Source organism: Rathayibacter sp. AY1F4 (assembly GCF_002931775.1).
GTDB lineage: Bacteria > Actinomycetota > Actinomycetes > Actinomycetales > Microbacteriaceae > Rathayibacter.
In genome coordinates, this window is record NZ_PSVE01000013.1 from 65,904 (window position 1) to 84,097 (window position 18,194).

An 18,194-nucleotide genomic window follows, 5' to 3' on the forward strand; every position below is an offset into this window, starting at 1 on the left:
GCTCAGCCCTGCACGTCGTGCAGGTGGTGCTGGACGTCGTGCAGGTAGTAGCGGGCGATCGTGTCGACCGTGAAGGCCGCGCCGTCGCTGCGGCGGCCTCGCCGCTGCCACTGGGCACCGGCGACGGAGTCGAACACCTCGGCGATGCGCTCGGCCGCCTCGACCAGCTCGCGGCCGACCGTCGCGGGGTCCTGCTGGTCGTAGCGCTCCTCCACGGCGGTGACGTCCTGGTCCCAGTTGGGGTAGAGCGGGTCGTCGCCGGCGAGCATCAGCTGCACGCGGGTGCGGTAGATGCGGTGCACGTCGCGCACGTGCGCGGCGTACTCGAGCGGCGACCAGGTCTCGTCGTCGGGCCGGCCCGCCGCGTCGTCGCGGTCGAGCACGTAGGGCCAGGCGGCGGCGTTCTCGCGGATGAGCTCGGCGACCTCGTCGGCGTCGACGAGCGAGGCGTCGAAGCCGCACTCGAGGCAGGGGCGCTCGAGGACCCAGGTCCAGTCCTTGGTGTCGGGAGTGATCGGCATGGAACCAGAGTAGGGCGCCGCCGGATCAGCAGCGCGTCGGGGTCCCCTGCACGGCGCCGCGCTCGCCGTCGGCCGTCCACGGGAGCCGGGGCAGGCCCTCGGCTCCCGCCGCGGCTCCCTGCTCGACCGCGATGGCGGCCAGGGTGCGGGCGACCGTCGCGGCGAAGTCGCCGCCGGGCGTCGAGCTGTTGATCGAGACGGCCACGGTCAGGCCCGAGACCGGGTCGGAGTAGGCCGCGGTGACGAAGCCGGGCGCGAGACCCGAGAAGCCGCGGAGGGGTCCCGCCTCGTGCCCGCCGAGCCCGGCACGGAGGTAGTCGGCGCGGCCCTGGCCCTGGACGACCGGGTCCTGCCACATGGCGTCGTTCGCGGGATCGGCCGCGAGACCCGTCGCCAGCCGCCGGAGGTCCTCCAGATCGGTCAGCGCTCCGCCCGCGGCGCCGAGCGCGGACGGGGACGCGGCGGTGACGTCGAGGCGCACGTCGCAGCGCTTCTCCCCGGTCGCCGGGTCCAGCGCGACCGCGTAGCCGCGGGGGGACGGAGCGGGCAGGTCGACCTCGGAGGAGCCGGGCAGCTCCGTGCTGCGCAGGCCGTACCGCGGCACCACGTACTGGTCGTAGAGCTCCCCGATGCTCCGGCCGGTCACCTGCGCGGCGACGATGCCGGCGAGCAGCGGACCGGTGGCGGAGTCGGACCACGCCGCTCCGGGCTCGGCCGAGGCGCCGCGCACCTGGGCCGCGGCGAGCAGCTCGAGCGTCGGCCACTGCCGCGGGGGGTTCTGGAGCACGGTCGGCCAGAGCGCCGAGCGGAAGTCGGCCAGGCCGGAGGTGTGCGCGCAGAGCTCGCGCAGCGTGAGGCCGTCGATGCCGGGCAGGGAGCGCAGCGTCTCGCCGACGTCGGCGTCGAGGTCGACCCGGCCGGAGTCGGCGAGGGCGAGGACCACGTCGCAGGTCATCGCCTCGGTGCCGCCGGTGCCGAGCCGCAGGTGCGCGTCGGTGGTGAGGGCGGTGGTGCGCTCGTCCGACTCCCAGCCGACCGCGCCCTCCCAGCTGCCGCCCCACGGCGACCAGACCCCGGCGACTGCTCCGGTCGCGCCGGCGACGCCGACCGTCTCGTCGAGGAACCCCGACAGGGCGGAGGCGAGCTCCTCCGACGCCGCCTGCGCGGGCGCCTCCGCCACGCGCGAGGCGGCGGCGGGCGTGCAGCCGGCCAGTGCGAGCACGAGGACCGGGACGACGAGCAGTCCCGTCCGCGTCCGTCTGCGAGATCCCATGCCGTGCGACTCCCCCGTCGTCTGCGAACGGCACCACTGTACGGGGGCTCCGTCGGGCCGGAGAGGGCCGCTGAGCGCGCGATCGCGATTCGTGTCCTGACCGTGACCGGCGGAGTCCACCCCGTTCCCAAACCGGCAGGCGCCGGGTTACGAAGAGAGGGAGTACAGCGCAGAGGCGCTGCTCGAAGGAGGTAAGAGACCATGCGCAGATCCCCCAATCGACTGCTGGCGACTCTCTTCGGAGCCGTCTACGTCGTCGTCGGGCTCCTCGGCTTCGTCGTGACCGGAGGCGTGCAGTTCCTCTCGACCGAAGGCGGGCTCCTGCTCGGCGTCTTCGAGGTGAACCCGCTGCACAACATCGCCCACCTGCTCATCGGAGGCGCGCTGCTGATCGCGGGCCTGTCGACCGTCGCCGCGGCGAAGACCGTCAACGTGACCGTCGGAGCGGTGTACCTGCTGCTCGGCATCGTCGGCTTCTTCCTGGTCGACACCGCCCTGAACGTGCTGGCGCTGAACACCGCCGACCATTTCCTGCACCTGGCCAGCGCGCTGGTGCTCCTGGGAGTCGGACTCGGCACCGAGAAGACGGCGAGGACGCGCACCGCCGCGACCGCCTGACCCGGGCGGCACCCGCCGCCCCCCCTCTACTCCGTCCGCCGTGGGCCCGCCGTTTTCCGCGGCGGACGGACTGAACGGCCCCGGACGACACGATGCGGTGTGTCGATCCGGGGCCTCCTCTTCTTCCCCGATCCAGCGAAGGAGCCGCCATGACCACCGTGGCCCGCTGCAACGCCGCTTTCGCCGGACTCGGCGCCGGGCTCGTCCACCTCTCGCTCGCCGCCGGCGGCGAGGGCGTGCAGGCCCCGGTGATCGGAGTGCTCGGTGCCGTCGAGATCCTCTGGGCGGTCCTCGTCCTGGCACGCGGCCGGATCGTCGTGCCGCGCTCCGCGCTGGTCGTCGCGGTCGCCTCCCTGGCGGCGTTCGCCCTCGCTCTGGCCCTCGGCGCACTCGCCGAGCCCCTCCCCGCGCTGGCCGCCGCGGCCCTCCAGCTGATCGCGGTCGCCGTGGTGGCCGTCTCACTCCGCTCTCCGCGCGTCGAGGAGGAGGCCGTCTCGCCGTCGCGAGCTCTCGTCGGACTCCTGGCCGGCGCGCTCACCGTCTCCGCCCTCGCCACCCCCGCCATGGCCGCCTCCTCGGGCGGGTCGGGCGACATGGGCGGGATGATGCACTCCGTCGTCGACGGCGGACACGGGCACTGACGCCTCTGGTCCCAGCGGCTCAGCTCGGCTAAGGTAAGGCAGACCTCAGTCGCCGAGGGAGGCCACCGTGTCGAACGTCATCCCGTTCTCCGAGGCCCTGCGCCTGCGCATCGGGCAGTCCGGCGCGGACGACGAGGGCGCCGCCTTCATGACCTCGCTGATGACCGGCTCCGGCAGCCGCGACGACTACATCGCGCTCATCTCGCAGCACTACTTCGTCTACGAGGCCCTCGAGGCCGTGGCGGAGGACATGGCCAGCGATCCCGTCGCGGAGCCCTTCCTCTCGGCCAAGCTCACCCGGCTCCCCGCGATCGCGGAGGACCTGCGCTTCCTCGTCGGCGAGGACTGGCGGGAGCGCATCCGCCCGCTGCCCTCGACCAGCGCCTACGTCGACCGGATCCGTACCGTGGCCTCGGGTTGGAGCGGCGGCTTCGTCGCCCACCACTACACGCGCTACCTCGGCGACCTCTCCGGCTGCGCGATCGTCCGCGGGCTGCTGCAGCGGCGGTTCGGCTTCGAGACCAACGGCGTCGGCTTCTTCCTCTTCGGCGAGATCGCCGCACCGTCGGCCTTCCGCGCCACCTACCGCGAGCAGCTCGACGCCGCGGGCTGGGACGAGGAGGAGCGCGAGCGGGTCATCGCGGAGGTCGCGGAGGCGTACCGGCTGACGACGGAGCTGTTCCGCGATCTCGCCCGGACCTGCGCGGCGGCCTGAGGGCCTGCTCCGACGTCCTCCGCGGGGCGTCAGTCCGCGGACGCCTCCGCGACGGCGGCCGGCTCGGCTCGCCGCTCGGACATGAAGCGCAGCACGTCCTTGTCGACGATGATGTCGCTCGGCCGGAGCGGCCGCGTCAGGTAGAGCCCCTCGAGGCTCGTGATGCGGCTGAGCGCCACGTAGGTCTGCCCGGGGGCGAAGGCGCGCTGCCCGAGGTCGACCACGGCGGAGTCGTAGGTCTTGCCCTGCGACTTGTGGATCGTGACCGCCCACGCCAGGCGGAGCGGGAACTGCGCGAACTCGGCGACGATCTCGCGGGTCAGCTTCTTCGTCGCGGCGGAGTAGGAGTAGCGGTAGCGCTCCCAGGTCGCGGGCTCGACCTCGTGGACCTCGCCGTCCACCTCGACCCACACCGTCCCCGCGACCTTCGTCACCCGGCCGATCGTGCCGTTCACCCAGCGCTGCTCGGAGTCGTTGCGCAGGAACATCACGTGCGCGCCGATCTTGAGCTCGAGGTTCTGGTCCGCTGGATAGGCGCGTCCGCCGAAGTCGCCGCTGATCTCGGCCGACGCGGTCTTCAGCGGGCCCTTCAGCCGCGCGAGCGCCGCCTGGTTGATGCGGTTGACCGTGTCGTTGCGGGTCGCGAGCGTGATGGCGTCGTCGGCCGGAGGCGTCCGCGCGCCCGCCGCGTTCAGCACGTCGGCGATCTCCTTCGTCACCATGCCGAAGCGGACCGCGTTGAGCATCCACTTGAAGCGCTCGTCGCTCTGCCGGTGGATCCGGCCGAGCTCGACGATCCGCAGCGGCGCCTCCTGCCAGACGAGGGCGTCGAAGAACCACAGCGAGCGGTAGCGGTCGGCGAAGTAGGCCCGCTCCTCCGGATCGCCGGGCACGGGTGCGAGCTGGAACGGGTCGCCGAAGAGGACGACCTGCACGCCCCCGAACGGCTCGGAGCGCCGCTGCCGAGCCTGCCGGAGGCTGCGGTCGATCCCGTCGAGCAGGTCGGCGTTGACCATGGAGATCTCGTCGATGACGAGCGTGTCGATGGTGTTGAGGAGCTTGCGCAGCTCGGGCGGCTGGTCGAGGTCGGAGTCGGCGATGACGCCGATCGGCAGTCGGAAGAGCGAGTGGATGGTCTGGCCGCCGACGTTCAGCGCCGCGACGCCGGTGGGGGCGCAGATGACGATCTGCTTGTCGGTGTTCCAGCTCAGGTGGTTGAGCAGGGTGGACTTGCCCGTGCCCGCGCGACCCGTGACGAACAGGTGCTCGCGCGTGTTCTCGATGAGGTCGAAGACCCGCTGCTGCTCGTCGGAGAGGGTCGGCTGAGTCACCGCTCCACTGTACCCGCGGCCCGCCGGGACCCCGGGGCCCGGGCGCGGATCAGCCGCGCTTCTGGAGGGCGGCCAGGCGGTCGTTGTAGGCCGTGAGCTCGGCCTCTCCGGTGCGGTCGGCCTGGCGGTCGCGGCGCTTGGTCTCGCGGGCGTCGGAGCGGCTCCACATCATCGCGACGACGATCGCGAGCGCGAGGGTGGGGATCTCGCCGATGCTCCACGCGATGCCGCCGGCCGCCTGCTGATCGGCGAGCGCGGAGGTGCCCCAGCCCATCGCTCCGTACCAGTCGGCGAGGAGCAGCCCCTCCCCCGTCATCAGTGCGAGGCCGAAGAAGGCGTGGAACGCCATGGTGCCCAGCAGCAGCAGCAGGCGCATCGCGTAGGGCACGCGGTGCACGCTCGGGTCCACTCCGATCAGAACGCTGACGAAGAGGTAGCCGGTGATCAGGAAGTGGACGATCATCCACTCGTGGCCGATGTGGTCCGTGGTGGCCCAGCGGAACAGCGGGGAGTAGTAGAAGCCCCAGAGCGACCCGACGAACAGCAGGGCGGCGACGATCGGGTGCGAGATCGCGGTGGCGAAGCGCGAGTGCACGGCGAGCAGCACCCACTCGCGGGCGCCGCGGGAGCCGTCGGTGCGGCGGGCGGCGGCGCGGGCGATGAGCGTGACCGGTGCCGCCGGGACGAGCAGCAGCGGCACCGCCATGGTGAGGACCATGTGCGAGAGCATGTGGGCGCTGAACAGGTACTTCTCGTACGCGTTCACCCCGCCGTTCGTGATGTAGACCAGGAGGAGCATGCCCGCGATCCAGAGGATCGTGCGGTGCAGGGGCCAGCGGTCGCCACGGCGGTGCAGGCGAACCACGCCGGCGACGTAGAACGCGATGGCGAAGGAGCAGACCAGGAGCCAGACCAGGTCGATGTTCCAGAGCGTGAGGAAGTTCATCGCGCTCGCGGGCGGGGGCAGGGGCTCGCCCGTCAGCAGCTGGGCCGGGGTCGGATCCGTGAGCTGGCTCGCGGCGATCTGGTCGACCGGGGTCGCGGTCCGCGCGAGCGCCGCGGCGACTCCGGACGCGATCCCCATGAAGGCGATCTCGGCGCCGACGAGCCACCAGAAGCTGCGGCCGCCGACACCGCCGGCCTTCCGCATCCGCTCGATGAGGTACCGGCGCTGGAGCACGCCGAACAGGCCCAGCGCGATCAGCGCCGCGACCTTGACCAGCACGAGGATCCCGTAGCCGGTGAGCAGGTTGTCGAGGGTGGCGAGCCGGAGCTCGGCACTGACGTAGCCGGACGCCGCGACCACGACGAAGCTCACGAGCGCGAGGCTGGAGTAGCGCTCGATCACGGGCAGCAGGCGGGAGCCGCCGAGAAGAGGCCGCAGGGCGATGACGGTGATGAGGCCGCCCAGCCAGATCGCCGCGAAGACGAGGTGCAGGCCCAGCGCCGTGACGGCGGCGTCGTGCCCGCTCGCTCCCGCCGCGTGCCCCTGCTGCGCCATCGGCAGCAGCGTGAGCAGGGCCAGGCCCGTGACGAAGACGAGCGCGGTCTGGTTGCGGACAGCGAAGCAGAGGACGGTGACGACCGCCGCGAGCAGGGTCGTGATCAGCCAGGCCTGGCCGACCTCGATGCTGCCGATGAAGTAGCTGAGCTTGGTGCCGAAGTCGCGGTCGAGGCTCAGGGGCGTCTGCGTGACGTTGAGGAAGGTGAGGAACCCGGTCACCGCGCTGGCCGCCGCGAAGAAGGCGGCGCTGGCGGCGGCGACATCGAGGGCGATCGAGAACTCGGTGCGCGGCTCGGGCGCGGCCTCGGCGGGCGCGGGGCGCGCGGGCGCGACCGCGGTGCGCTTCGATCCGGCGCGGGAGGAGGACTGGCCGCTGCGGGAGGAGGCGTGAGCGGTCGAAGATCGGGACGAGGACCGGGCGTCGCGGGCGGCGGCGGCGCGGGGGCTCAGCGCGAACAGCGTCAGCACGAGCGAGCCGATCATGCCCGCGGCGCCGAGATTGACGGCCAGCTTGGCGATCGGGAGGCCGTAGCGGACCACGGGGCCGGGATCGTTCAGCAGCGGAGCCGCGGCTCCCCCGCCGAAGGCCAGGGCCGCGAGAAGGGCGACGAGCGCTGCGGCGACGAGCACGAGCGCAGGGCCGACGATCCGGACGGTTCGATTCACCGGTCCAGCCTACGTTCCGCGGCTGATCGGCAGCCGCGTCCGCGGACGATCGGCAGCCGCGTCCGCGGACGACGACGGCCCCGGCGCAGTGCCGGGGCCGTGTCGGAGGGCGCGACTACTTCGCGGCGGCCTTGAGCTTGGTGCCCGCGGAGACCTTGACCGAGTGGCCGGCGGCGATCTGGATGGTCTCGCCGGTCTGCGGGTTGCGGCCGGTGCGCGCGGCGCGGGAGGTGCGCTCGACGGCGATCCAGCCGGGGATGGTGACCTTCACGTCGTTCGACACGGAGTCGGCGAGGGTGGTGAAGAGCGAGTCGAGGACGCCGTTGACGGCGGCCTGGCTCTGGCCGGAGTCGGCGGCGATCTTCGCGACGAGCTCGGTGCGGTTGAGCGACTTGTCAGCCATGGAGTGTCCTCCCAGGACGTTCTCGCTGTCGGAACAGCTGGTTTCGATGGATCGTCCTCGGCCGGGGACGGACGTCCTCAACCGGTCGGACCGTCGGTAACCTACCAGCCCCGCCCCGGATCTCCGGCGATTCCGGCCTCGAGACGCCCGGAACGACGCCGATCGCGCCAGTCGGTCCCTCCACAGGAGGCGCTCGGCGCCCCTCGTCCACCGATCCGCCGATCGCCTCTCCGCGCGGCCCGCGGCCTGACGAGGATCGGCTCATGACGACGACGGCACTCCTCCCTCCACCCGCTCCGGCCGACGCGGCCCTCCTCCGCCCTCCCCGGCGGCACCCTCCCGCCCGCAGGCCGTACGAGCCCGGGCTCGCGGCGCTCGCGCTGGGCCTGCTCGCGCTCGCGTCCTCCGTGCATCCGCTCTGGGCCCTCCCCGCCGTCGCCGTGGCGGTCGCCGCGGTGATCGCGTCCGTGCGGGCGCTGCGGTGGGCGGGCGAGCGGAGGAGCGCGGTGGCCGGGCTCGCCTGCGCGGCTCTCGCGCTGCTCGTCTGCTCCGTCACGGCTCCCGCCTCCGTGCGGGCGGGCCTCGCCGTGCTGGCCTGGATCACCGCCCTGCGGCCCGGCCCGTGAGCGGGCGCGGCTCCGGTCCAGCCCGCCTCGCTACAGTGACGGCGGCCCGCGCCCGAGCGGGCCGGGAGGACGGCCACGATGGCTCAGACGGACGGTTGGATCTCGACGGCGATCTGGTGGCACGTCTACCCGCTCGGCTTCACGGGCGCCGAGGCGAGCGCGTCGGAGGGTCCGGGTCCGGACGACGAGCCGCAGCACCGCCTCCGCGCCCTGCTCCCCTGGCTCGACGACCTGCTGGCGCTGGGCTGCAACGGGCTGCTGCTCGGGCCGGTCTTCGCCTCCTCCACCCACGGCTACGACACGGTCGACCACTTCCGGATCGATCCCCGCCTCGGCGACGAGGCCGACCTCGACGCGCTGATCGCCGCGTGCCGCGAGCGCGGGATCCGGGTGCTGCTCGACGGGGTCTTCAACCACGTGGGACGGGAGCACCCCTGGTGGCGTGCCGCGGTCGCGGCCGGCGAGGGCTCCCCCGAGGCGGCGCGCTTCTCCCGCAGCGAGCGGTCGCAGGAGGTCGACGGCCTCCGCGTCGACGTGTTCGAGGGGCACGACGCCCTGGTCGAGCTCGACAACGGGAACCCCGAGGTCGCGGAGCACGTGTCCTCCGTGCTCGCGCACTGGCTCGAGCGGGGCATCGACGGCTGGCGGCTCGACGCGGCGTACGCGGTCGCGCCGGCGGCCTGGCACGCGGCGATCGACCCGGTGCGGCAGCGCTTCCCCGACGCGTGGTTCGTCGGCGAGGTCATCCACGGCGACTACACCGGCTACGTGCGGGAGTCGGGGCTCGACTCGGTCACGCAGTACGAGCTCTGGAAGGCCGTCCGCAACTCCCTCGAGGAGGCGAACCTCTTCGAGCTGGCCTGGTCCCTGAAGCGCCACGACGACTTCGTCCGCGAGTTCCTGCCCCTGACCTTCGTCGGCAACCACGACGTGACCCGGATCGCCAGCGCCGTCAGCGACGAGCGCCACCACGGCCACGCCACGGCGATCCTCGGCTTCGTCGCCGGCGTGCCGAGCATCTACTCCGGCGACGAGCGGGGCCTGCGCGGCATCAAGGAGGAGCGGATCGGAGGCGACGACGCGATCCGCCCGGAGTTCCCGGCCGATCCCGCCGAGTGGCCGGGCGGGGAGGCCTACCGGGCCCACCAGGAGGTCGTCGCGTTCCGCCGACGGAACCCGTGGCTGGTCGGCGCGAGCACCCGCACGGTCGACCTCTCCAACACCGCCGTGATGCTCGTGGCGGAGGGCCCGGAGGGACGCACCGCGCGGCTCGCGCTGAACATCGGCGACGAGACGGCGACCGTCGGCGGCGTCCAGGTCGCTCCCCACTCCTGGTCGCTGCACGACTGACCCGGCGCGCAGGCGGCCCGGCAGTGCGTGACGGAGCGTCGACCTCCGGGGGCCCGTCCTCTACGCTCGGGCGCATGCCGAGACCTGCACGAGGACCCTCCGACGGGCGAGCCGACTCGATCGACGACGCCGGGATGCCGGCGTCCGGACTCGAGCAGGCGTTCGCCGCCCCCGTCGACCCGGAGAGCGACCCCGGACCGGGCGAGAGGAGCGGCCTGTCGAGCCGCATCGCCCAGGAGCTGCTCGAGGACGGCTTCGGCCTCGAGGCGAGCGACGAGGAGGCCCCGTCCCGCGCCGTGGAGATCGACGATCCCGCCCGCGCCGTCGGTGACGATCCCGCCCACCCCGTGCACGGCTCGATGTCCGGCGAGTTCGAGCGCCGCTGAGCCCGGCCGCCATCGGTCGGTCGTCGTCTGCCCGGCGGCACTGCTCGGCCCGCCGGCCGTCGTCACCCCGCCGGTACCGCGCCACCCGCCGCCGGCGCCGGGTCCGGGCCGCCCGCCTGCAGCTCGGCGAGGAATCCGGGCCGGAGCACGCGCGCCTCGATCGACGCGGCTCCCGAGGTCCAGCCGTCGCCGAGCGGATGCTCGGGCGTGAGCAGCACGTGGCCCGGCGTCCCCGCTCGGCCGAGGACGGCGGCGACGCGGCCCTCCGGATCGTAGAGGGCGTGGTCGACGAGCGGCCCGTAGACGGCGTGCACCGCGAAGTCCTCGCGGCTGCCGAGGAGGACGGGCAGCAGCTCCTCGCCCGGGCGCAGGCCGTGAGGCCACCAGCGGAAGCGCTCGACGAGCTCGTGGCAGGCGGCGCACGAGGGCGAGAAGAAGACGAGGTGCGTCGCCGGGTGGGACAGCTCCTCGAGCGTCAGGAGCTCGCCGGCCACCGTGAAAAACGCGAGGTCGGCGGCCGAGAGGTCGCCCTCGGGCTCGGGCCCCGGCGCGGACTCCCTGTCGGCTGCGGACAGGCGGGCGGCCGCCCGGACACGAGCGGCCGTCGACGCCGCACGGCGGTCGCGCACCAGCACGAGCGAGACCGCGGCGAGAGCGGCGGCGAGCCCGGACGCCGCCGCCGAGGCACCGCCGCCGCCGAGCAGCGCGGCCGGAGCGAGCCCGCCGAGGGCCCCGGCGACCGCGAGCGCGAGCAGCACCGCGTTCCTCGCGACGGTGCGTCCGGTCATCCGCGCCGAGCCCAGCCCGCCGAAGCACTCGCAGTCGACGTCCTCCGTCGCGCGGACCGCGCGGACGGCGACGACGAGGAACACGGCGTCGAGGAGCGCCACCGGCACGAGGGCGGCACGGTGCGCCGGAGCGGGCGCCAGCACCACCGCGGCGCCCAGCGCGATCTCGACGACGGGGAAGGCGGCCGCGAACCAGCCGCGGCGCCGGAGGAGGAGGGGGACCCCGAGCGCCTCGAGGCTCGCCCGGAACCGCTCCGTGCGGCCGAGCTTCAGGGCGCCGCTGACGACGAGCACCGCGCCCGCGCACCACGCGGCGATCGCGAGAACCGCCTCCAGCATCCGTCGCCCTCCTCGCTCGGCATCGACCCGCGCGACGCTACCGGCGCGGACCGGCCTCCCGCGGCCGAGGCGGGGAACGGGGCGGAGACGGCGCGATCCGGCGCGTTCCGCCCTCCGGACGAGCCGCTGCCGGCGCATCCGGCGCCCCGATCCCTCTAGGCGGGGCGCCCCCGGGGCTCACTCCCGGTCCCGGACGGCCGCTCCGCCGTACACTGCGAGAGGATCGGAGGGGTCATGCGGGGACGGCGAGCGCGCGACGAGCGGCACGGCACGGCGGCGAGTCCGCCTGCGGCCGCCGCTCCCCCGGCTGCGGTCACGGCTCCGGCCCCCTCGGACTCGCCGGACGACGCCTCGGGCGACGTCTCGACCGGGATGCGGATCGCCGCCGCCTGGTCGTGGCGCTTCCTCGCCGTCGCCGGGCTCCTCTACCTCCTCGTCCGCCTCGTCTCGCTGCTGCCCGTGATCGTCGTGCCGGTGCTGATCGCGCTGCTGCTCACCGCGCTCCTCACCCCGCTGCGGAACCGGCTCGAGCGCCTGCGGCTCCCCCGCCCGCTCGCGGTCCTGGTCTCGATCGTCCTGATGCTCCTCCTGCTGACCGGCCTCGTCGGGCTGGTGATCGTGCAGTCGCGCTCCGGCTTCAGCGGAGTGGGGCAGCGCGCTCTCGACGCGGTCGACGGCGTCGAGGCGTGGCTGCGGAGCCCGCCGCTGTCGTTCTCGGACGTCCAGCTCTCGGACTGGGCGCAGCGCGCGGTCGACTGGGCCGACGCGCAGGCGTCGACGATCGCGTCCGGGGCCCTCGCCGTCGGCTCCCAGCTGGCCGAGGTCTTCGCCGGGACCCTCCTCACCCTGTTCTCGCTGATCTTCCTGCTCCTCGACGGCCGCCGGATCTGGCACTGGTTCCTCCGCCTCCTCCCCCGCCGCGCGCGCCCCGCGATGGAGCGCGGCGGCGCCGCCGGCTGGCGGACCCTCAGCCAGTTCGTGATCGCGCAGCTCGGCGTCGCCGGGATCAACGCCGTCGGCATCGGCATCGGCGCGCTCGCGCTGCAGCTGCCGCTCGTCGTGCCGATCGCGATCGTGGTGTTCCTCGGCTCGTTCGTCCCGATCCTCGGTGCGATCGTGACCGGTGCGCTCGCCGCACTGGTCGCTCTGCTGTTCAGCGGGCCCGTCGCCGCGCTGGTGATGGTCGGCGTCGTGATCCTGGTGCACCTGCTCGAGGGGCACGTGCTGCAGCCGCTCATCCTCGGGACCGCCGTGAAGGTGCATCCGCTCGCCGTGGTGCTCGGAGTCGCGACCGGGCTCGAGGTGGCCGGGCTCGCCGGGGCGCTGTTCGCGGTGCCGACCATCGCGACGCTGAACGCGGCGGTCACCGCCATGCGGGCGCGCGCGCCCGGCGCGGAGTGAGCGCGTTCGATCCGGCCGCCCGACCCGGATCGACGGTGCTGCCCGCCCTCGCCTGCCCGGTCTGCGGCGGCGCGCTCGCCCCCGATGCGCTGCCCCGCCCCTCCTCGCTCCGCTGCCCCCTCGGGCACAGCGCCGACCTCGCGCGCCAGGGCTACGCCTCGCTCCTGCGCGGGAGGCACGCGACCTCGGGCGACACCGCGGCGATGGTGCAGGCCCGCGCCGACCTGCTCGGCTCCGGCCACTACCGGGTGATCCAGGACGCGGTCGCCGCGGCCGTCCCCGCCGGCGCGCGGCTCGTGGTCGACCTGGGCTGCGGCACCGGGGCGTACCTCGCGGCCGTGCTCGAGGCGCGTCCGGCGGCGGACGGGCTGGGCCTGGACCTCTCGGCCCCGGCCGCCCGCCGCGCCGCCCGCGCGCACCCCCGGGCGGCGATCGCGACCGCGGACCTCTGGCAGCCCCTCCCGCTGGCCGACGCCTCCGCCGACGCGCTGCTCACCGTCTTCGCGCCGCGGAACGCCCCGGAGATGCGGCGGGTGCTCCGTCCGGGCGGCGTCGCCGTCGTCGTCACTCCGCGCGAGAGGCACCTGCACGAGATCCGCGAGCGGTTCGGGATGCTGGGCATCGACGCCGGCAAGGCGGAGCGGCTCGACGAGCAGCTGGCGGGGTTCGCGCTCGGGGAGCGCATCGAGCTGGACACGACGGTGCTCATGAGCGTCGACGAGCTGCGCGCCGAGGTGCTGATGGGGCCGAGTGCCCACCACGTGGATCCCGAGGCGCTGGACGCGCGGCTCGCGGCGGTGGACGGGACGACCGCGGTGACGGTCGCGGTCACCGTGTCGCGCTTCGTGCGCGCGGAGTAGCGGCGGGCGTGCCGCCGACCCCGCGTCAGTACGTCTCGCGCAGGCGCTCCTGGTCGACCACCGCTTCGCGGTCCGCGAGGCGGCGCAGGCCCGCGAGGGGCTGTGCCATCCGGTGGTTGCCGCGGAGGACCGGCTCGGCCCGGTCGAGGAAGGCCCAGTACCCCGCGGTCACCGGGCAGGCGTTCTCGCCCAGGCGCACCTTCGGGTCGAAGCGGCAGCCGCCGCAGTAGTCGGACATCCGGTTGATGTAGGCGCCGCCCGAGGCGTACGGCTTCGTCGCGACGACGCCGCCGTCGGCGTGCTGGGACATTCCGATCACGTTCGCCGGCATCACCCACTCCGTGCCGTCCACGAAGACGTCCACGAACCAGTCGTTGAGCTCCGCCGGATCCCACCCCCGCTGCAGTCCCCAGTTGCCGAGCACCATCAGGCGCTGGATGTGGTGCGCCCAGCCGTGCCGGTGCACGTCGTCGAGCGTCTCGTGCAGGCAGTTCGCCTCGATGCCGCTCGGGTCGAGGGTCAGCAGCTCGGCGGGCAGCGGCGTGGAGGCGCCGAGCGCGCGGCTGCGGTTCCGGTACTCCGGCCCGAGGTGCCAGAACAGGTTCCAGACGTAGTCGCGCCAGCCGAGGATCTGGCGGATGAACCCCTCCGTCGCCGCGATCGGCGCGCTCCCGGCGGCGTACTCCGCCTCGGCCGCCTCGACGACCGTCCGCGGATCGAGCACGCCGAGGTTCATCGGGGCGCTGAGCAGCGAGTGCGCCATCGTCCAGTCGCCCGAGAGCATCGCGTCCTCGTAGGTCCCGAAGTCGCCCAGGCGCGACGACACGAAGTCAGCGAGCGCCGCCTCGGCCTCGGCGGGCGTCGCGGCGAAGCGGCGCGGACCGTCGGCGCCGACCAGGCGGACCGCCCCCTCGGCCTCCCAGCGCGCGAGGTCGGCGCGCACCTCCTCGTCGATGTCGTCCTCCTCCGGCCACCACGGGTCCGGCAGGCCGAGCCGGGAGGCGCCCTTGGGCGGAGGCTGGCGGTTGTCGTGGTCGTAGTTCCAGCGGCCGCCCTCGGGCTGGTCGCCGCGCATCAGCACGCCGGTGCGCTCGCGGCTCCACCGGTAGAAGTCCTCCAGCAGCAGGCGCTTGCCCGAGCGGGAGAGCGCCCACTCGCGGAAGTCCTCCTCGGCCGTGATGAAGCCGCGGCTGGGCAGGACGCTCATGCCGAGCCTGCGGGCGAGGCGGCGGCCGCCGCGGGTCGGCGGGTCGATCACCTCGAGGTCGTCGCGCCCGGCGAGGGCCTCGCTGAAGGTCTCGGAGCGGACGTACTCGGCGCGGTCCCCGAGCTCGCGGGCGCGGTGGCGGAGCGCCGACAGCAGCAGCTGCGCCTTGGCGCGGTGCATCGGGCGGCGCCCGAACGCCGATCGGGCCTCGACCAGCAGCATCGGACCGCCGTCGTCGAAGGCCGGGCCGAGCTGGCCGATGACGCTCCAGCGGGTGCGAGGGGGTCTGCTCATCCTCGGAGGCTAGGCGGACGGATCCGGCGCCGGTAGGAGTTGCGCGGCACGGATGTGCAGCCGCCACGTCTTGCACCCCCGCCCCCGATGCAGAAGTCTCGGAGCGAGCGCGGCGGATCCGACCGCGCACCGACGCGACGAAGCGAGGAGGCCGCCATGGCCCACCACGACCACGACAACGAGCACCACGAGGGTCACGAGCACCACGACCACCACGAGGGTCACGACGAGCACACCGTCGGCCACGGCCGTCACGTCGCCGAGGGCACGAGCACCGAGGACACCGAGGGCGGCGAGTACACCTCGACGGAGGGCGTCTCGCACACCGCCGGCGAGGCCGAGGGCAGCTACGTCGACACCTCGGTCAACGAGCAGAGCACCGCCGACAAGGGCAGCTACGTCGACACCAGCGCCGCGGGCACCTCCGCCGAGGGCGAGGGCGAGTACACCGACCGCGACGAGTGACCCGCGCTCGCGCCCGGGCGCCGCGCGTCCCGCCGGGACACCGCGCTCCGGCCGGTGTCCCGGCGGGGAGCCGGCGCCTCGGCGGGACGCGGTGGTCCGCCGGCGCTTCAGGCGGGCTTCAGCGGGGCCGCGGCTAGCCTGGGCTCGCGCGGGGCCCCGCGCGCCGAGCCCGGGGAGGCCGCCATCCGCATCCTGGTCGTCGACGACGAGATCAACCTGCTCCGCGCCCTCGAGACGGGCCTGGAGGCCGAGGGCTTCGCCGTGGACACCGCGACCACCGGCACCGACGCCCTCTGGTACGCGCAGGAGGCCGACTACGCCGCCATCGTCCTCGACCTGATGCTCCCGGACGTCAGCGGCTACCGCGTCTGCGAGCGGCTGCGCGCCGCCGAGGACTGGACTCCGATCCTGATGCTCACCGCGAAGGACGGCGACCTCGACCAGGTCGAGGCCCTCGACACCGGCGCCGACGACTACCTCACCAAGCCGTTCTCGTTCCCGGTGCTCGTCGCGCGGCTGCGCGCCCTCATCCGCCGCGGAGCCGCCGAGCGGCCCACGGTGCGCGTCGTCGGCGATCTCGTGCTGGATCCGGCGTCCCGGAGCGTCGAGCGGGGCGGAGTCGCCGTGCCGCTGACCGCGCGCGAGTTCAGCGTCCTCGAGTACTTCGTCTCGCGGGCGGGCGAGGTCGTCTCCAAGCGCGACGTCCTCGGAGCCGTCTGGGACTTCGACTACGACGGCGACCCGAACATCGTCGAGGTCTACGTCCGCACCCTGCGCAACAAGATCGACCGGCCCTTCGGCCGCGACACCCTCCGCACCCGGCGCGGGGCGGGCTACACGCTGGTGGCCGGGTGAGCCGCCGGAGCCTGCGGACCCGCATCACCGCGGCCGCGACCGCCGTGGTGGCCGCCGCCGCGCTCCTCGGGAGCGTGCTCTTCGTCCTGGTCCTCTCCTCCGTGCTCGCCTCGAGCGCCGCCTCCGCCGCCGACGCCGAGGCGGAGCGGGTCGCGGCGCTGGTCGAGCAGGGCGGCCCGGGGGCCGTCCGCGGCTCGGAGGGACTGGTCCAGCTCGTGGTCGACGGGCGGGTCGCCGCCGCGGGCGAGGACGCGGAGGACCTCCCTCCGCTCGCGCTGGCCGAGAGCGACGACCCGGTCACGGTCGACGTGGACGACGAGGGGCCGGTGGTGGTCGCCGCCCGCGAGCTCGACGACGACTCCCTCGTGGTGGTCGGCGTGCCCGACGAGGGCCGCGAGGAGGCGGTGTCCACGACGATCGGGCTGCTCGCGGTCGCCGTCCCGCTGCTGATCGCGCTGGTGGCGGTGGTGTGCGCCGTCGTCGTCGGCCGGGCGCTGCGCCCCGTGGAGCGGATGCGCGAGGAGGCCGAGGCGGTCACCTCCTCCGCCCTGGACCGCCGGATCGCCGCTCCCGGCTCCGGCGACGAGGTCGACCGGCTGGCGCACACCCTCAACCGGATGCTCGATCGGCTGCAGAGCGGGCAGGAGCGGCAGCGGCGCTTCGTCTCGGACGCCTCGCACGAGCTGCGCTCCCCCGTCGCGGCGCTGCGTCAGACCGCGGAGGTGGCGCTCGCGCACCCGGACCGGCTCGACTCCGCCCGGCTGGCGAGGACGGTCGCGGAGGAGTCGGTGCGGCTCGGCGGGCTGATCGAGGGCCTGCTGCTGCTCGCCCGGGCGGACGAGGCGCGCCTGGCCGTGGCGGCGGCTCCCGTGGACCTCGACGATCTCGCCCTCGGCGAGGTGCGGCGCCTGCGCGACTCCGGAGCCCGGGTCGACGCGAGCGGGATCTCGCCCGTGCAGGCGGTGGCCGACGAGGCCCTGCTCTCGCGGGCGCTGCGGAACCTGGTGGACAACGCGGTGCGGCACCGCTCCTCGCAGCTGGCGCTCTCGACCCGGATCGACGGAGCGGAGGCGGTGCTCGCGGTGGACGACGACGGGCCGGGGATCCCGGCGGCGGAGCGCGAGCGGGTGCTCGAGCGCTTCGTCCGCCTCGACGAGGGCCGGACGCGCGACGCCGGAGGGTCGGGCCTCGGCCTGGCGATCGTCGCCGGGATCGCGCGGGCCCACGGCGGACGGGTCGTCGTCGGCGACTCGGAGCTGGGCGGCGCCCGGGTCGAGGTGCGGGTGCCGCTCGTCCGCTGAGCGGGCGCTTCAGGCCTGCTTCAGCGCCCGACCGCGAGAGTGCTGGAGGCGTCGACGAGCGGCGCCGGGACGGAGCCATCGTGCAGAAGAAGACGAAGATCATCGCCGGGATCGCCGGAGCGGTCGTGCTGATCGGAGCCGGGACGGGCATCGCCTACGCCGCGACCGACGGCTTCGAGGGGTCCGACTCCCTCACCGGCAGCGACCTGGACCGCGCGAGCGAGGCCGCGCTCGCCGAGATCGGCGGCGGGACCGTCACCTCGGCCGAGCGCGACGACGACGGCGCCATCGGCTACGAGCTGGACCTGACCGACCGCGACGGCCTCGAGTACGAGGTGCGCCTCGACGACTCCTTCGCCGTCGTGTCCGTGGACCCCGACGACCGCGCCCTCCAGGCCGGCTCGGGCGACGACGGCGTGCCTGCCGGCGACCCGACCGCGGCCGCCGTGGACCCGGACGACCTCACCGGCGACGACCTGGCCCGCGCGAGCGAGGCGGCGCTGGGCGCCGTCGGCTCCGGGACCGTCACCGAGGCCGAGCGCAGCGACGACGCCGACCACGCCTTCGAGGTGGAGGTCACCCGCGAGGACGGCACGGACGTGGACGTCGAGCTCGACGCCGCGTTCGCCGTGCTCTCGACGCAGGAGTAG

At 74.4% G+C, this 18,194-nt stretch carries 19 protein-coding genes; 12 read left to right on the plus strand and 7 right to left on the minus strand.

Going from position 1 to position 18,194, the window contains the following annotated elements:
* Positions 1-2: 2 nt before the first annotated feature.
* On the minus strand, positions 3-521 hold the full coding sequence (locus C5C59_RS09895) for a DinB family protein (RefSeq protein WP_104222903.1): 519 nt from the start codon (positions 519-521) through the stop codon (positions 3-5).
* Between the two features lie 25 nt (positions 522-546).
* The gene (locus tag C5C59_RS09900) at positions 547-1,794 is read right to left on the minus strand and encodes a serine hydrolase (protein WP_104237609.1); all 1,248 of its coding nucleotides are present in this window, start codon (positions 1,792-1,794) and stop codon (positions 547-549) included.
* Positions 1,795-1,995: 201 nt separating this feature from the next.
* Between C5C59_RS09900 and C5C59_RS09905 the strand changes: the two genes are divergently transcribed.
* From C5C59_RS09905 to C5C59_RS09915, 3 genes are all read left to right on the plus strand, one after another.
* Positions 1,996-2,412: a DUF4383 domain-containing protein gene (locus C5C59_RS09905; RefSeq protein WP_104222905.1), complete on the plus strand. Its 417-nt coding sequence runs from the start codon at positions 1,996-1,998 to the stop codon at positions 2,410-2,412.
* Between the two features lie 149 nt (positions 2,413-2,561).
* Positions 2,562-3,053, plus strand: a complete 492-nt coding sequence (locus C5C59_RS09910) for a hypothetical protein (protein WP_104237608.1) — start codon at positions 2,562-2,564, stop codon at positions 3,051-3,053.
* Between the two features lie 67 nt (positions 3,054-3,120).
* A complete protein-coding gene (locus C5C59_RS09915; RefSeq protein ID WP_104237607.1) occupies positions 3,121-3,768 on the plus strand; it encodes a heme oxygenase (biliverdin-producing) in 648 nt (215 codons plus the stop codon).
* A 29-nt stretch (positions 3,769-3,797) separates the two neighbouring features.
* Here C5C59_RS09915 and C5C59_RS09920 read toward each other — a convergent pair whose 3' ends face one another.
* From C5C59_RS09920 to C5C59_RS09930, 3 genes are all read right to left on the minus strand, one after another.
* Positions 3,798-5,099 carry an ATP-dependent RecD-like DNA helicase gene (locus C5C59_RS09920; RefSeq protein ID WP_104222908.1) on the minus strand — a complete coding sequence of 434 codons (1,302 nt, stop codon included), beginning with the start codon at positions 5,097-5,099 and terminating at the stop codon, positions 3,798-3,800.
* A gap of 49 nt (positions 5,100-5,148) precedes the next feature.
* The gene (locus C5C59_RS09925) at positions 5,149-7,269 is read right to left on the minus strand and encodes a bifunctional copper resistance protein CopD/cytochrome c oxidase assembly protein (RefSeq protein ID WP_258062695.1); all 2,121 of its coding nucleotides are present in this window, start codon (positions 7,267-7,269) and stop codon (positions 5,149-5,151) included.
* Positions 7,270-7,384: 115 nt separating this feature from the next.
* Entirely contained in the window at positions 7,385-7,672 is a 288-nt protein-coding gene (locus C5C59_RS09930) for an HU family DNA-binding protein (RefSeq protein ID WP_056037903.1), read from the minus strand.
* Positions 7,673-7,935: 263 nt separating this feature from the next.
* Between C5C59_RS09930 and C5C59_RS09935 the strand changes: the two genes are divergently transcribed.
* The 3 genes from C5C59_RS09935 (at position 7,936) to C5C59_RS09945 (ending at position 10,034) form a co-directional block, all read left to right on the plus strand.
* The gene (locus C5C59_RS09935; RefSeq protein ID WP_104226124.1) at positions 7,936-8,298 is read left to right on the plus strand and encodes a hypothetical protein; all 363 of its coding nucleotides are present in this window, start codon (positions 7,936-7,938) and stop codon (positions 8,296-8,298) included.
* 78 nt (positions 8,299-8,376) lie between these two features.
* On the plus strand, positions 8,377-9,648 hold the full coding sequence (locus C5C59_RS09940; RefSeq protein ID WP_104238827.1) for an alpha-amylase family glycosyl hydrolase: 1,272 nt from the start codon (positions 8,377-8,379) through the stop codon (positions 9,646-9,648).
* 74 nt (positions 9,649-9,722) lie between these two features.
* The gene (locus C5C59_RS09945) at positions 9,723-10,034 is read left to right on the plus strand and encodes a hypothetical protein (protein WP_146082843.1); all 312 of its coding nucleotides are present in this window, start codon (positions 9,723-9,725) and stop codon (positions 10,032-10,034) included.
* A gap of 62 nt (positions 10,035-10,096) precedes the next feature.
* Here C5C59_RS09945 and C5C59_RS09950 read toward each other — a convergent pair whose 3' ends face one another.
* On the minus strand, positions 10,097-11,161 hold the full coding sequence (locus tag C5C59_RS09950; protein WP_104238825.1) for a MauE/DoxX family redox-associated membrane protein: 1,065 nt from the start codon (positions 11,159-11,161) through the stop codon (positions 10,097-10,099).
* Between the two features lie 234 nt (positions 11,162-11,395).
* Between C5C59_RS09950 and C5C59_RS09955 the strand changes: the two genes are divergently transcribed.
* A complete protein-coding gene (locus C5C59_RS09955; protein ID WP_104226121.1) occupies positions 11,396-12,562 on the plus strand; it encodes an AI-2E family transporter in 1,167 nt (388 codons plus the stop codon).
* Between the two features lie 35 nt (positions 12,563-12,597).
* The gene (locus C5C59_RS09960) at positions 12,598-13,422 is read left to right on the plus strand and encodes a methyltransferase domain-containing protein (RefSeq protein WP_374953898.1); all 825 of its coding nucleotides are present in this window, start codon (positions 12,598-12,600) and stop codon (positions 13,420-13,422) included.
* 25 nt (positions 13,423-13,447) lie between these two features.
* On the opposite strand, the gene C5C59_RS09965 is transcribed toward C5C59_RS09960, so the two are convergent.
* On the minus strand, positions 13,448-14,923 hold the full coding sequence (locus C5C59_RS09965; RefSeq protein WP_104238823.1) for a cryptochrome/photolyase family protein: 1,476 nt from the start codon (positions 14,921-14,923) through the stop codon (positions 13,448-13,450).
* 156 nt (positions 14,924-15,079) lie between these two features.
* Between C5C59_RS09965 and C5C59_RS17250 the strand changes: the two genes are divergently transcribed.
* The 4 genes from C5C59_RS17250 (at position 15,080) to C5C59_RS09985 (ending at position 18,194) form a co-directional block, all read left to right on the plus strand.
* Positions 15,080-15,388, plus strand: coding sequence for a hypothetical protein (locus C5C59_RS17250; protein ID WP_181134871.1), 309 nt, complete (start codon positions 15,080-15,082; stop codon positions 15,386-15,388).
* 183 nt (positions 15,389-15,571) lie between these two features.
* Positions 15,572-16,243, plus strand: coding sequence for a response regulator transcription factor (locus C5C59_RS09975; protein ID WP_104238829.1), 672 nt, complete (start codon positions 15,572-15,574; stop codon positions 16,241-16,243).
* Positions 16,240-17,544, plus strand: a complete 1,305-nt coding sequence (locus tag C5C59_RS09980; protein WP_258062697.1) for a cell wall metabolism sensor histidine kinase WalK — start codon at positions 16,240-16,242, stop codon at positions 17,542-17,544. The genes C5C59_RS09975 and C5C59_RS09980 overlap by 4 nt, the downstream gene beginning before the upstream one ends.
* Before the next feature lie 80 nt (positions 17,545-17,624).
* Complete coding sequence (locus C5C59_RS09985; protein ID WP_104238822.1) at positions 17,625-18,194, plus strand: PepSY domain-containing protein; 570 nt, start codon at positions 17,625-17,627, stop codon at positions 18,192-18,194.